The sequence below is a fragment of the Anaerolineae bacterium genome (genome assembly GCA_013178015.1).
GTDB lineage: Bacteria > Chloroflexota > Anaerolineae > DRVO01 > DRVO01 > Ch71.
The window spans coordinates 14043-27897 of sequence record JABLXR010000031.1 but is presented as its reverse complement, the minus strand read 5'-3'; the positions used below and the strand labels follow the sequence as shown (position 1 = coordinate 27897).

The window sequence follows — 13855 nt, the reverse complement described above, 5'->3', positions numbered from 1 at the left end:
CTTGGCCGGTTGCACGGCGGCCCTGGAGGGCATCCGGGTGGTGGACTTCAGTCACGTGTACCAGGGCCCGGTAGGGACGCAGTTGATGGCGGACTTCGGCGCCGACGTGATCAAGATTGAGCGCCCTGGATCGGGCGATTGGAGCCGAAGCTGGGGGCCGTACGTGGACGGGGTTAGCATGCCGTTCGCCAGCCTCAACCGCAACAAGCGCAGCGTGGCTCTGGATCTGCGTACCGAGGGGGGCAAGCAGATCATCCACAGGCTGGTGCTCACGGCGGACGTGCTGGTGCATAACTTCCGACCGGGCACCATGGAACGGCTGGGGCTAGGGTACGAGGATCTGGCGGTGGTGCACCCGCGGCTGGTGTACGCTCGGTCCAGCGGCTGGGGGGATCGGGGACCATACGTAGAGCGTGGGCGAGGAGGCCACGACGTGCTGGCCCGGGCCGAGGCAGGATGGTTCGAACCACTGGGCGCAGATGGCCTGCCGGTTCCGGTCGGCATGTCGGCCGATTACCCGGCCGGTCTCCTGCTGGTGCAGGGCATTCTCATGGCCCTTCTGGCCCGGGAACGCACCGGCCGAGGCCAGCTAGTTACTACCGACCTCTTCAGCGCCGCCTTCCACGCCCATACGTGGGAGGGCGGGGGCATCCTGAACCGGGAACGCATTTCGGCGCAGGTCGGCATCGAAGTGACGGAGAAGGTCATTCGCAAGGCGTTTCGCACGCGCGACAGCTTCATCGAGATCTCGCCGGTGTTCTCCTCCGACGCTCTGCGGGATCTGTCTCTGGCCTTGGGCATAGGCGATCTCTCTCAAGACCCTCGGTACGCTACCGACGCCGACCGGCTCGAGCGGGCGGAGGAAATCAACGATGTGCTCGCCGGGCGATTCATGGAGAAGACCACCGATGAGTGGATCGCCTACCTGGAACCTCTCGGCATCCTGTGCGGGCACGTGAACTCGTTTGAAGAGGCGGCAGCGGACCCGCAGTTGGCCGCCAACGAGATGGTGGTAGAGATGGATCACCCTCGCGCCGGCACACTCAAGCTGTTCGGCACGCCGGTGCGGCTCTACGGCACGCCCGCCACTCTAAGGATGCCTCCGCCGGATCTGGGTCAACACACCGAGGAGGTGTTGGCCGAGCTGGGCTACTCCTCTGAGGAGATCGCCGAGTTCGACCGACAGGGGGTGTTCGGTCGGTGATGGGCGCCGGCACTCTTGGCGAGTCTATGAGAGATCCAGCCCGGTACCTGGCCGATCTGTTTGCCCTGCAAGGCAAGGTGGCCGTCATTACCGGCGGCGGGGGAGTCCTCTTCGGCGCGGTGGCCCAGGCACTGGCTCGGGCCGGCGCTCAGGTGGCGGTTCTGGATCTATCGGAGGCGGCGGCCGAGGCGGTCGCCTCTGCCATCCGGGACCAAGGCGGGCAGGGGATAGGCGTTCGCTGTGACGTGCTCGCTCCGGAGGACTTGGCACAGTCGGCGCTTCGCGTGGTGGATCGATTCGGACGGGTGGACTTCCTGATCAACGGGGCCGGGGGCAACCGGGCTGAGGCTACCACGGGGACCGAGCGGGAGTTCTTCGATCTGCCCCAGGAGGCCGTCCGCTGGGTGTTTGACCTCAACTTCGTGGGAACGTTCCTGGCCAGTCAGGTATTCGGTCGCCTGATGCAGGAACACGGGCAGGGTGTCATCCTGAACGTATCTTCTATGAACGCCTTTCGGCCGCTTACTCGCATCCCCGCCTACTCGGCAGCCAAGGCCGCGGTGAGCAACTTCACCCAATGGTTGGCCGTCCACATGGCACAGGAGTACTCGCCCGGCATCCGGGTGAATGCCCTGGCGCCTGGCTTCTTCCTCACCGCGCAGAACCGCTATCTCCTCATGGACGAGCGCTCGGGGGAGTTGACTGCGCGAGGGCAGCGGATCATCGAGCACACACCCGCCGGCCGCTTCGGCGGGCCCGAGGACCTGGTAGCAGCCACTCTGTTCCTGCTGTCGGACGCGGCCCGCTACGTGACCGGGGTGGTGTTGCCCGTAGACGGGGGCTTCAGCGCCTACAGCGGGGTCTGAGGCCGGCCGCCTCTACTCCGACCGTGGTATGATCAGGACCTGACCCACGCGGATGCGATTGGGGTCCTCGATGTCGTTGGCCTCTATCAGAGCTTGCAGAGAGACATCCTGGGCCCGGGCGATGGCGCTCAGAGTGTCACCTGCCTCCACGGTATAGGTGATGGGGACAGGCGTGGCCGTGGGCGGCGGGGTGGGCGTAGGTGTGGGGCGCGGCGTCGGGCTGGGGGTGGCGGTCGGTTCCGGGGTGGCAGTGGCGGTGGGCTCGGCCGTAGGCGTTGGCTCTATGGTGGGCGGGGGCGTAGCCGTGTCGGTGGGCAGGGGAAGCGCAGTGGCGCTAGGCGCCGGCTGAGCAGCGCCACCCTGACCGTAGAGCAGCAGCATGCCCACCGCCATGGCGGTGAAGATCACAGTTGCAGCCAGTGCCACTGGAACCAGCCAGGCGCTTCCGGCCTCATAGTAGGAGCGCACTGTCCCCAGGGCGCCGCTCGAAGCCAGCTTGCGCACGTCCAGTAGCGCCGGCCTCTTCATGGTTTCCGGTTCAGGCATGCCTCCCTCTCTGCTGCGGCCTCCCGCGTCACCCTGACGCGGCCTGGGTCCATGGGGTGGGGTCAGGCTATTATACCCCAACCTGCCCCAGGCTGGCGCACGCGAGGCAGAGAAGAAGGACACAGGCTTGGCCGGCGTGCCAAGACCCGTCGTCAGGCGCCTATGGACGCGGCCTCACCGATGAGGGGGGTGAGACGGGTCTGTAAGCGTGATCCCTCGTTGCCCGACGGCCACCGCGTCTCGCGAGGTTGCCGATGCCCCGCCGGAGGCGTGTGTGTGACTGGGAACCGAGCTAGAGCGGGTGCGTGGCTCGCCGTGACGGGTGAGGGTATAGAGGTAGGCGGTCATGTCGCGTGCTTCCTGCTCCGTCATGCCCATGTTGGGCATGGCAGTGCCGGGCTCCACCGCCTGGGGGGTGAGGATCCAGGTGAGGAGGTTGTCGGTGGTGTTCAAGAGGGTGCCCGCGATGTACATGCGATCAGCGAAATCGGTCAGAGGCGGGCCTACCGTGGCGTTGGCCAGGCGGATGCCGGGAATGGTATGGCACGAGACACACCCGCGGACCCGGAAGGCCTCGGCAGCGCGGACAGGGTCGCCTCCCGGCACCTCGTGCACCGGCTGGCCGGGCGCAGAGCCACAGGCCAAGATGACCAGAGCCAGACTGAGTGTGGCGGCCTTGCGTGCCATGCTGCTGCGATAGCCGGTCACGGCCTTCTTCCTCATGTCAGACCGGCCTGCGACTCGCTGGAAACCGATCCGGTGCAGCTGAGGTCTGGCATTGGGACGGCACACCCCGTCGGAAGGTCCGGCGGCGGCTGGCCTGGGCCCTGAGCTAGAAGCGGGCGCATGGGTCTATGAAGAACACGGGTAACGTGGCCAGAACGATGGCGAGCATGAAAAGCCCTCCGGCCAGCACACCGGCGTAGACCAGAAACCCCTGTCTGGTTCCCTCCATCGAATTCACCAGGCTGCCCCTCTCTTGTGGGCTCATGCTGCGCCAGCGCCGCCAGGAGACCCACCAGGAGGCCACGGCGACCAGCCCCAGCACCGCGCTGGCCGCGAACAGGAACACCCGACCTCCGGTAGCGCAGGAGAGCTCCACCAAGGGATAGGTGATCGCCAGGTGGAGGGCCCAGGCTGCTGCCGACCCGACGGTGCCGAACCATTGCCGAAGGCTCTCCCGGTTGCCTTGAGTGGTGCCTGCTTCGCCTTCGCACATGGGTCCTCCCGTGCTACAGCAGCCTGGGGGAGATGTAGATCGTAAGGTAGATGGGTATCCACACAGCCACCACGAAGTGCCAGTATAGGCCGTTGATCTGCACCCCCACGTTGCGACTTTCCGTGAAGTAGCCGCGCAGAGCCAGAGTCAGCACCACCACGGTCTTGAGCATCAGGGCCATGACGTGGGCCGTGTGGAACCCAATGATGGTCCATACGATGGAACCGTAGGCGTTGGTGTCCCATCGGTACGCTAGGCTACTCATCTCGACGTACTTGATGGCCAGGAAAGCCAGTCCCAGTATGACCGCCACCGACCAGCCGGCGGCGAGCCGAGTCCGCAGTCCCCGCCTTATGCCCCGGTCAGCCCAAGCCACCGGGACGCTGCTGACCAGAATGATGGCAGTGTTGACGGTGGGGAGGAGAAGCTCGGGTTCCTCGATGCCGCCAAGGGGCCATTCGGGAGCAGAGTGCCGGAGGTAGTAGTAGCTGACCAGCAGGGCAGCGAACAGCGTGGCCTCGATGGCTATGAGCCCCCACATGCCCCACCACAGAGGCGCGCGGTTATCGTTGAGGTTGAGGGGAAGGCTCTCGGCAGATACGACTCGGGGCTCGGTCGCCATCATGCACCGACCTCGCGGGGCCAGTTCCACCCCGCTATGGCGATGAAGCTGAGGAAGGCGCCGATCGGTACGGCGACCAAAGTGACGATAGAGCCTATGAAGGTGATTGCCACTGCCAGAGCGAGCAACACAGGCCAGACAGAATTGCCCGCCAGCAGAACGCGCTGCTGGGGCTCAGCGTCGAGAATTGAGGTCCCAATGGTCTCCCGCTGATCGTCGCGAGGGTGGTAGTAGGTGTCCGCCGGGCCCACCTGTCCCGTGGCCGGCCAGAGGGGCGTCCGGTGGTTCACCGCCGGAATCATCTCGAAATTGTAGGGCGGGGGAGGCGACGCCGTAGCCCACTCGAGCGTGCCTCCACCCCAGGGGTCGGCCGGAGCGTCAGCAGGTCGTGTGTGGGCGCTAATGGCCGCCACCAGGGTGACGGCGATGCCTGCAGCCAGCACGAACGCGCCCACTGCGGTGATGAGCATAGGTGTGTCCCACCCGCGGCCGAACATGTAGGTGGAGACCCGCCGGGGCATCCCCATGAAGCCAGTGTAGTGCATGGTGAAGAAGGCCACGTTGAAGCCCACGAACATGAGCCAGAAGCTCAGGCGCCCGAGGCGTTCGTCGAGCAACCTGCCCGTGAGCTTGGGGTACCAGTAGTACAGGCCGGCGAAGAGAGGGAACACAGCCCCTCCGATCAGCACGTAGTGGAAGTGCGCGGTGACGAAATGGCTGTCCTGCACCTGCCAATCGAATGGCACCGAGGCTACCATGACTCCAGTGATTCCCCCGAGCACGAACAGGACCACGAACCCGGAGGAGAAAAGCAGGGGCGTCCGCCAGAGGAGCCGCCGGCTCTCGTAGATGGTGCCAACCCAGGCGAACACCTGGACGCCGCTCGGGATGGCGATGGCCATGCTGGCAGCGGCGAAGAGGCTCATGCCCAGGAAGCTGACGCTGGTAGTGAACATGTGGTGCACCCAGAGGCCGAAGCTGACCAGGCCGATGGTCAGGAGGGACAGGGCCACCGGCAGATAGCCGATGATGTGCCGCCGAGCGAACACTGGTATGACCATGGATATCATCCCGAACGCGGGAATGGCAATGATGTAGACCTCGGGGTGGCCGAACCACCAGAACAGGTGCTGCCATAGGAGTGGGTTGCCCCCGGCGGCCACGTTGAAGAAGTGAGTGCCCACCATCCGATCCAGTTGCAGCATGATGGATCCCAGCACCAGCGGAGGGAAGGCGAACACGATCATGAACGACATTACCAAGATGGCCCACACGAACAGGGGCATGCGGTTGATGGACATGCCGGGGGCCCGCAGCTTGAAGATGGTAACTATGAGTTCGACGGCCGCTACCAGAGCGGCGATCTCCAGAAAGGAGATGGCAGCGGTGTAGAAGTCTATGTTCACATTGGGGGAATACTCGGGGCCCGATAGGGGCACGTAGTTGAACCAGCCCGCATCTGGAGCGCGCCCCAGGAGCAGGCTGGCGTAGAGAGTGACGCCAGCGATCAGGTACACCCAGTAGCCAAAGGCATTCAGGCGAGGAAAGGCTGCATCTCGGGCGCCGATCATCAGGGGAACTAGGTAGATACCCAGGCCCTCCATGACGGGGACGGCGAAGAGGAACATCTGAGTCGTCCCGTGCATGGTGAAGAACTGGTTGTAGGTGTAGGGCGACAGAATGCTGAGGCCGGGACGGGAGAGCTGGAGCAGCATGGTCAGGGCCAGGAGGCCGCCAAATCCGAAGAACACGAACGCGGTCACGATGTAGCGGAGCCCGACTGCCTTATGATTGACCAGGGTCAGCGACGCCAGGCCGGTGGGGTTCCGCCAGACTCGCATCAGCTCCTGGTAGTTCACGGTTTCCTTCATGCTGGTCTCCCGGTCGGCGGCAGGGGCATGGACATCACCGGAGCGTCTCCATGTAGCTCAGAAGAGCCAGCAGGTCCTCGGGAGGCATGGGCATGGGAGGCATGAGGTTGCCCTGCTTGAGGCTTTGGGAATCCAGGATCCAGCCGGCGAGGTTGCCGACTGTGTTGTCCACTGTGCCGGCAGCGAGCTCCTTTCGGCTAGCGACGTGAGTGAGATCCGGGCCCAGCGTGCCAATGGCAGTGGTCCCCCTGATGGTGTGGCAGCCGACACAGGCCGAGCTGAGGAAGATCTCGAGGCCGCGCAGCGTGCTCTCGAATCCGGGCGTCGGTGCCGGCTGAGCCTGCTGCCCCAGCCAGGCGACGTAGTCGCTCTCCGGGTGAGAGATCACCAGGAACTGCATCTGAGCGTGCTGCAGCCCGCAGAACTCAGCACACAGGCCCCGGAACGTCCCCACCTCGTCTGCCTGGAGCCAGGTCTGGGTTACCTCGCCCGGCATCATGTCGGTCTTTCCCGCCAACTCGGGCACCCAGAAGGAGTGGATCACATCGCCGCCCTGTAGCATGACCCGGACTGGCCGTCCCACGGGGATGTGAATCTCGTTGGCGGTTCTGAAGCCCTGCTCGGGATAGTGAACGTCCCACCACCACTGGTAGGCAGAGACTTCGACGGTGAGCCCGACCGGCTGGATCGGGTTCATGGTAACGCTCAGGGCGTGGACCGTCGCGACCATGAGGGCCAAGACGATCGCTCCAGGGACTATGGCCCCACCCCAAGTGACCAGCCATGGTCCTACACCCGGTTCGGCCGCTTCGGCCGAGCGCCGCCTGGCCAGTGCCAGAAGTAGGTATGCCGTCACTACCAGGAATACGGCTGCGCCGATAGCGAACATGAACCACCAGAGGCTGGCGATCCGAGCAGCGATGTAACCTCCCGGCGATAAGGCGCGCGGCATCTCACTGCATCCTGCAATCAGCGAAGCCGCCGCCACGCCCAACAGCCTGAGCCCGCGAACACCTGTGGTCGCCTGCCTCCACGGCCTGCCTCGATGGGAGACCGCGGCACGGCGCGGGAACGGCCACCAAGAGAGCCCGCGGGGGTCCGCTCTGCCGGACATGAGAGGATGAGACTCCTTGCCGCTGCGGCTGGTTGGTACTGGGGCCAAGGGCACGAGTGTCCCTTGGCAGAGCAGAAAGGGCCCGACGCACCTGGGCTGCGCCGTACAGCCACCTGGGGCCACACTCCAGTCATGTTAGCCTATGTATAACGCGGGATACAATAGGTAAGGTCTTGGTATTGCGTTAAGGGCAGATTAAGGGAGCTGGAGGGCCAATCTGTGCGCTGCTGCGCACCGAAGCGATTGCCGCGTCAAAGTGGGCGTGATCGGGCAGGGAGTGATTCCCGATCTTGGGATCAGCCGTTGGCCGTCGGAGTCGCCCCAGGGGCAGGGCTCTGTCTGGGCAACACCAGAAGGTGAACCCGGGTCGGTATTGGTCTCTAGGGAGTGGCTGGTCGCTGTCTCAGCCCAAGCATGGTCTCCACGTCTTCCCAGCCGCGAATGCCGGAGCGACTCGCGGGGCTCGCTTCGGGGGCCGCGGGCCGAGCCTGCGGGCGGGAACCGAGGCGCGCCAGGCGTAACAGCTCCTTTTCCGGGAGGCAATGGACCACTACTCTCTCTGGAATCACGGCCATGGATGAGACTCTCCGCTCAGGGTTGGGTAGGACGCGGCCAGAGCGGCGCGTAGGCGTTTCTCGGCGCCTGCGCGAGCTTCGGCGACGCGATGACTGGGGACACGCAGGACCTCGGCAGTCTCGGCATCGGCTAGGCAATCGGTATAGCGAAGCGACAGCAGCAGGCGATCCTGGATCGGCAGCTCATCCAGAAGGCGAGTGAGGGAACAGACTACTTCGTGAGGGGCGCCCGAGCAGCAGCTTACAAGGTAAGGGGCTTCCGCATCACGGTCATGGGAATCCAGCACGGTATCCTCCATACGACGACGATGCGATTGTCGCACCGAACGCGGTAGGAGTCCGTAAAACTGGCGTGAAGGACGCGTATGGCAGACGTGAATCTTCCGCCACCGAACGGATAGCCCTCAGGTGACGGGGGCGACACGGCTCAGGGAGGTCACAGGGCGTACTGACATCGCCAGCCCCAGGGGATGCCTGGCCTGGGGCCGCTAGGCCAGCGGGCACAGTGAGACGAGATGTGGACTGAGAATGCCCCCAACCGAATTCGAATCGGTGTTGCCGCCTTGAAAGGGCGGTGTCCTAGGCCTCTAGACGATGGGGGCAAACACTACGCCTAAGTTTAGCGTCCTCAGGGCCTGCGGGCAAGCGCAGCCGCAGTCTGGGAGACCTTTGCTCCCTGACGCCGGCCGGTGCTAGGCTGTGGTGTCTGGCCCGGCAGCGGGGTCATGTGCCAAGTGGGGGTGTTGGTGGAGCGATCGAACGTATTGGAGGGCCTGAACGAGCAGCAGCTAGCGGCAGTGACCTGTGCGTTGGGAACCACCCTGGTGCTCGCCGGTCCGGGGAGCGGCAAGACGCGCGTTCTGACGCACCGCATCGCCTGCCTCGTCGAGCTGCACCGGGTCGAGCCCCGCTCTATCCTGGCGGTAACCTTCACCAACAAGGCCGCCCGCGAGATGCGATCCCGGCTGGATTCACTTCTGGGGCCGGCGGCGGCAGATGTCACTCTGGGCACTTTCCACTCTGTCTGCGCTCGCATTCTGCGCCGCGAGGCGGACCACTTTGGGCTGGATCGCGGCTTCACCATCTACGACCGGGACGACCAGATCGCCCTTATCAAGCGAGTCCTCAAGCACCTGGATGTCGACGACAAGCGATACCGACCGGCCGCCGTGCTAGCGGCCATCTCCCGCGCTAAGAACGACATGATCGGGCCGGCTGACTACCGCCCTCCGACCTACTGGCACGAGGTGGTGGCCCGCATTTACGAGTCGTACCAGGCGGCACTGGAGGCCAACCAGGCGCTGGACTTCGATGACCTCCTCCTGGCCGCGGTCAGGGGCCTGGAGAGCGAGCCTCAAGTTCTGGCTCGCTATCGGCGACGCTATCGTCACATCCTGGTGGACGAGTTCCAGGACACGAACCTTCCCCAGTACCGGCTGGTTCGACTCCTGTGCGATGCAGGGACCGACCTGTTTCTAGTTGGCGACGAGGACCAGTCCATCTACGGGTGGCGCGGGGCTGACTACCGCAATCTGGCCCGGGTGCGCGAGGATTTCCCGTCTGTCAGGACGCTGCTGCTCGAACGGAACTACCGCTCCAGCCAGACTATTCTGGATGCGGCAAAGGCGGTGATAGCGCGGAACCTGAAGCGAGTGCACAAAGACCTGGAGGCGGCCAACGGAGGGGGCGAGCCCGTCACGGTCTATCGAGCCGGCGGGCCAGACGAGGAAGCGGAGTACGTGGTGGCGGAGATCGAGCGGCTCATTGCTGGCTGTGGCTATCGCCCCAGAGACTTCGCAGTCATGTATCGCATGAACGCTCAGTCGCGGGCGCTCGAGGAAGCCTTCATGCGGCATCGGATGCCCTACCGGCTGGTAGGAGGCACTCGCTTCTATCAGAGGCGCGAGATCAAGGACGTCTTGGCCTACCTGCGGCTGGTGACGGCCCCTAACGACTGGGTGGCGTTCGACCGAGTGATCAACGTGCCGCCCCGGGGCCTGGGACCCGTCAGCCTGGGCCATTTCCGAGACTTCGCTTCGGGGCTGGATGCGGGTCCGTACGATGCCCTGACCCACGTGAGAGAGGCGGAAGGAGAGCGCACCCTGGCCTTGACGGGCCGCGCCCTACAGGCTTTGCTGGAGTTCGGAGAGGCGTGGGACACTTTGCTCTCTACCAGTGAGACGGCGACGGTGGCCGAGATGATAGATGCGGCTCTGCTCTACTTCGGCTACGGCAGCTACCTCAGGAGTTCGGGCCCGGATGCACAGGAGAAGTGGGAGAACGTCGGGGAGCTGCGCGCGGTGGCGGAGGAGCATTTTGGGCCCGGCAGGGAGGAACTGGCTAGGTTCCTAGACGAAGTGGCTTTGGTAGCGGATGTGGACGAGCTGGAGGACCAGACCGAGGCCCCCGTTCTGATGACGCTGCACACGGCCAAGGGCCTTGAGTTCCCGGTGGTGTTCATCGTGGGTATGCAGGAAGGGGTCCTTCCCCACAGCCGCGCCCTGGAGGAACCCGAGGGACTGGAGGAAGAGCGACGTCTCTGTTACGTGGGCATGACAAGGGCGATGCGGCGGCTCTACCTCCTGCACTCGGCTTCTACCCGCCTGTACGGTCAGGCAGAAGCGAGCATCCCCTCTCGCTTCCTGAAGGAGATTCCGGCCGCAGTGGTGGCCGACAGCGCTGTTGGGCCCGAGCCACGGACCCCGGCGGCGGCACAGGAGACGACTGAGTACCATCCGGGTGAGATCGTGCACCACCCCAAATTCGGGCGGGGAGTTGTGGTTGAGTACCGCAGCCTCAAGGACGACGCCGAGGTCTCGGTTGCCTTCGAGGGCCAGGGCGTGAAGCGGCTGCTGGTCAGCCTGGCTTCCCTCACTAAGGGCTAGGTGACAGCCTAGGATCGGGGGGACGCATCGCGGCCAGCGCCGCCGCTCAGGCTTTTCGCTGCGCCAAGACGAGGGGAGAGCAGGCTCTGACTGTGTGCCAGGAACACCTGCCGTCGACGAGTGTGCGCGCTTCTGGGCGCGGTCTCCAGGTGCCTACCGCGCCGGGGAGCGGCCACTCCTCAGGCAGGACTTGATCGCTGCCACCTTGCCCTTGCAGCCAGCCCGAGAGCCTGCCCGGAGAGCTTGGGGCGAAGCCACCTACGGCGATCCACCCCCCGTGCTACTGCCGCGTCAGCACAGGCGTCCTCTCGATCCTGCGCCTGCCGGTTAGTTGCACACCCAGGGTGGGCGTGCTACTCTCTTGCCGTCGTGAGTGTCATCGGCCACTCAACGAGGGAGGCCGCGGCTGAGGCAGCCGGGGGCCTCCCTTTCTCTTTGTGCCGCGCAGTCACCGTACACTACCTAGCAGGAGGGCTTCAGGATGGACATCGTGCTTGACGAGAATAGGCGCCGGGTACTGGAGCAGGCTGAGGAGACGCAAACGGACTTCGTCCACCTCCAGTTCACCGACCTCATGGGGATCGTGAAGGCGGTGACCATCCCGGTGGGGCGGCTTAGCGGCGCGCTGCAGAACGGGGTGTGGTTCGATGGTTCCTCGATCGAGGGATTCGCTCGCATCGCCGAGAGCGACATGTACCTCGTTCCGGATCCGGCCACTTTCAGCCCCGTGCCTTGGTCGCAGTTGGAGGGAACCAGGACTGCCCGCATGATCTGCGACGTCTACGCTCCCAACGGCGAGCCCTTCCGCGGAGACCCCCGGTACATCCTGAAGAGGGTGCTGGCCAGAGCGGAAGCCAAGGGCTACCGGTACAACACCGGGCCTGAGCTGGAGTTCTTCCTCTTTCCCCTCGACAGCCATGGACAAGTGGTGTTGGAGCCGCACGATCGGGGCGGATACTTCGACCTGAGCACGGATCAGGCGGTACACGTCCGCAAGGACATGGTCAACGCGTTGCAGCAGTTCGGCATAGAAGTCGAGGCCAGCCACCACGAGGTGGCCACCGGCCAGCACGAGATAGACTTTAGGTACGCCGACGCTCTGCACTCGGCCGACAACGCTGTCACGTTCAAGTACACGCTCAAGTCGGTGGCCAAGAAGAATGGTCTCCACGCGACGTTCATGCCTAAGCCTGTGTTCGGCGTCAATGGCTCGGGCATGCACACTCACCAGAGCCTCATGCGCCTGGGCGATGGCACCAACGCTTTCACCGATGACGAATCGGAGTACGGTCTGTCGGACGTGGCCCTCTCGTTCGTCGCCGGGCAGCTCGCACACGCCCGGGCTCTCTGTCTGGTGATTGCCCCCCTAGTGAACAGCTACAAGCGGCTGGTGCCGGGCTACGAGGCGCCGGTGTACGTCTCTTGGGGCCGGGTGAACCGATCGGCTCTGATCCGGGTGCCGCGGGTGTCGAAGGGCAATCCCCAGGCGACGCGCGTCGAGCTACGTTGCCCCGATCCGAGCTGCAATCCGTATCTGGCCTTCGCTGTCGCGCTGGCCGCGGGGCTGGACGGTATGGAGAAGGGCATGGAGCCGCCTCCGCCCATCGAGGAGGACATCTACCACCTGGATAAGGCAGTGCTGGCGGCGCGGCACGTGGATACCCTTCCGGGCTCGCTGGCCGAGGCGATCGAGGCAGCTGAGGCTGACCCGATCATCGAGGAGGCGCTGGGGAGCCACACCTTTGGCCGCCTGGTCGAAGCCAAGCGGCAGGAGTGGGACGACTATCGCACGCGAGTGTACTCCTGGGAGATCGAGCGTTACCTGGCCAACTACTGAGTGGTGGCTGACATGTGAGGCGTGACGCGTGACACGTGAGGGGCAACGCGGGGCGGCTGCACCTCCCGCCGCCGCCCCGCGTCGCCTATCGTGCTTCGCGCATCACGTGTCAGGCTTCACGCCTCACCAAGTGAGACTCACCGTCGTGGGTGGGGTGGCCTATTGACGTAGTGACGTGGTTCGTGCCCCTGCAAGACGGCCACCACGTCCTTGGCTACCAGGGACATCCCGATCAGCGCCTCCTTTGTGGAGGTAGCTGCGTGAGGGGTGAGCAGGACGTTGTCGAACTTCAGCAGAGGGTTATCTGCGGGGACGGGCTCCTCTTCGAAGACATCCAGTCCTGCCCCGGCGATCCACCCTTCCTCCAGGGCGCGCACCAAGGCAGCCTGCTCCACTACCTTGCCGCGCGAGGCGTTGATGAGGAAGGCGGTTGACCTCATGTGCCGGATAGTCTCGCGGTTGATGAGGTAATGCGTCTCGGGGAGGTAAGGGGTGTGCAGGGTAACCACATCGCTTGCCTCGAGAAGAGGGATGAGATCCAGCCGCCTCGCACTTAGCTCCATCTCGGCTCGCGGCGAGGGTACGACGTCGCAATAGACGATCTCCATGCCAAAGCCCAGCCGGCAGATCTGCGCGGTCCGGTAGCCGATGCGCCCCATGCCCACCACTCCCAGGGTCTTGCCCGGCAACTCGAAGCCAGAGAGCTGCTCGCGGAAGAACCAGTCCCCCGCGCGGACCGCGCGATCGGATTCGCGGAAGCGGCGGATCAAGGCAATCATCATACCTACCACGTGCTCCGCCACCGGCTGGGTGACGGCGTCGGGGGTGTTTACCACCCAGATTCCTCTCTCGGTGGCGGCGTCAATGTCGACGTTGTCCACTCCCACGCCATGCCGGCCCACGACCTTGAGGCGAGGAGCGGCGTCCATCACCTCGGGCCCCACCCGGCCCAGGGCGCGGATGATGATCCCCTCCGCGTCGCGGACCTGCGAGAGAACGGCGTCCAGGTCGGTGCCACTGGCCAGGCGGGGCTGGGCCATCTGGCGCAGAACTTTCATGCCCTCTTCGTGGATGGGCTCGTAGAGCAGCACTATCGGTTGAGGCACTCCAGCAACC

The 13855-nt window shown here is 64.8% G+C and carries 11 protein-coding genes and 1 tRNA gene; 4 read left to right on the top strand and 8 right to left on the bottom strand.

Annotation, left to right across the window (positions count from 1 at the left end; all coding sequences use genetic code 11):
- The first annotated feature begins 1 nt into the window (after position 1).
- Together HPY83_12870 and HPY83_12865 are read left to right on the top strand one after the other, a co-directional pair.
- On the top strand, positions 2-1204 hold the full coding sequence (locus HPY83_12870) for a CoA transferase (protein ID NPV08838.1): 1203 nt from the start codon (positions 2-4) through the stop codon (positions 1202-1204).
- A 26-nt stretch (positions 1205-1230) separates the two neighbouring features.
- The gene (locus tag HPY83_12865) at positions 1231-2070 is read left to right on the top strand and encodes an SDR family oxidoreductase (protein ID NPV08837.1); all 840 of its coding nucleotides are present in this window, start codon (positions 1231-1233) and stop codon (positions 2068-2070) included.
- 12 nt (positions 2071-2082) lie between these two features.
- Here HPY83_12865 and HPY83_12860 read toward each other — a convergent pair whose 3' ends face one another.
- The 7 genes from HPY83_12860 to HPY83_12830 form a co-directional block, all read right to left on the bottom strand.
- Entirely contained in the window at positions 2083-2616 is a 534-nt protein-coding gene (locus tag HPY83_12860) for a LysM peptidoglycan-binding domain-containing protein (GenBank protein ID NPV08836.1), read from the bottom strand.
- Positions 2617-2790: 174 nt separating this feature from the next.
- Entirely contained in the window at positions 2791-3303 is a 513-nt protein-coding gene (locus HPY83_12855; GenBank protein ID NPV08835.1) for a c-type cytochrome, read from the bottom strand.
- A 145-nt stretch (positions 3304-3448) separates the two neighbouring features.
- Positions 3449-3835 carry a hypothetical protein gene (locus HPY83_12850; protein ID NPV08834.1) on the bottom strand — a complete coding sequence of 129 codons (387 nt, stop codon included), beginning with the start codon at positions 3833-3835 and terminating at the stop codon, positions 3449-3451.
- Between the two features lie 13 nt (positions 3836-3848).
- Positions 3849-4457, bottom strand: a complete 609-nt coding sequence (locus HPY83_12845) for a heme-copper oxidase subunit III (GenBank protein NPV08833.1) — start codon at positions 4455-4457, stop codon at positions 3849-3851.
- Complete coding sequence (locus HPY83_12840) at positions 4457-6328, bottom strand: cytochrome ubiquinol oxidase subunit I (GenBank protein ID NPV08832.1); 1872 nt, start codon at positions 6326-6328, stop codon at positions 4457-4459. The genes HPY83_12845 and HPY83_12840 overlap by 1 nt, the downstream gene beginning before the upstream one ends.
- Before the next feature lie 34 nt (positions 6329-6362).
- Positions 6363-7280: a cytochrome c oxidase subunit II gene (gene coxB / locus HPY83_12835; GenBank protein NPV08831.1), complete on the bottom strand. Its 918-nt coding sequence runs from the start codon at positions 7278-7280 to the stop codon at positions 6363-6365.
- 1266 nt (positions 7281-8546) lie between these two features.
- A tRNA-Glu gene (locus tag HPY83_12830) sits at positions 8547-8619 on the bottom strand.
- Between the two features lie 141 nt (positions 8620-8760).
- On the opposite strand from HPY83_12830, the gene HPY83_12825 reads away from it, so the two are divergent.
- Both HPY83_12825 and glnA read left to right on the top strand, forming a co-directional pair.
- Positions 8761-10902, top strand: coding sequence for a UvrD-helicase domain-containing protein (locus HPY83_12825; GenBank protein ID NPV08830.1), 2142 nt, complete (start codon positions 8761-8763; stop codon positions 10900-10902).
- Between the two features lie 481 nt (positions 10903-11383).
- Positions 11384-12739 carry a type I glutamate--ammonia ligase gene (gene glnA / locus HPY83_12820; GenBank protein ID NPV08829.1) on the top strand — a complete coding sequence of 452 codons (1356 nt, stop codon included), beginning with the start codon at positions 11384-11386 and terminating at the stop codon, positions 12737-12739.
- Positions 12740-12876: 137 nt separating this feature from the next.
- Here glnA and HPY83_12815 read toward each other — a convergent pair whose 3' ends face one another.
- The gene (locus tag HPY83_12815; protein NPV08828.1) at positions 12877-13845 is read right to left on the bottom strand and encodes a hydroxyacid dehydrogenase; all 969 of its coding nucleotides are present in this window, start codon (positions 13843-13845) and stop codon (positions 12877-12879) included.
- Between the last annotated feature and the right edge of the window lie 10 nt (positions 13846-13855).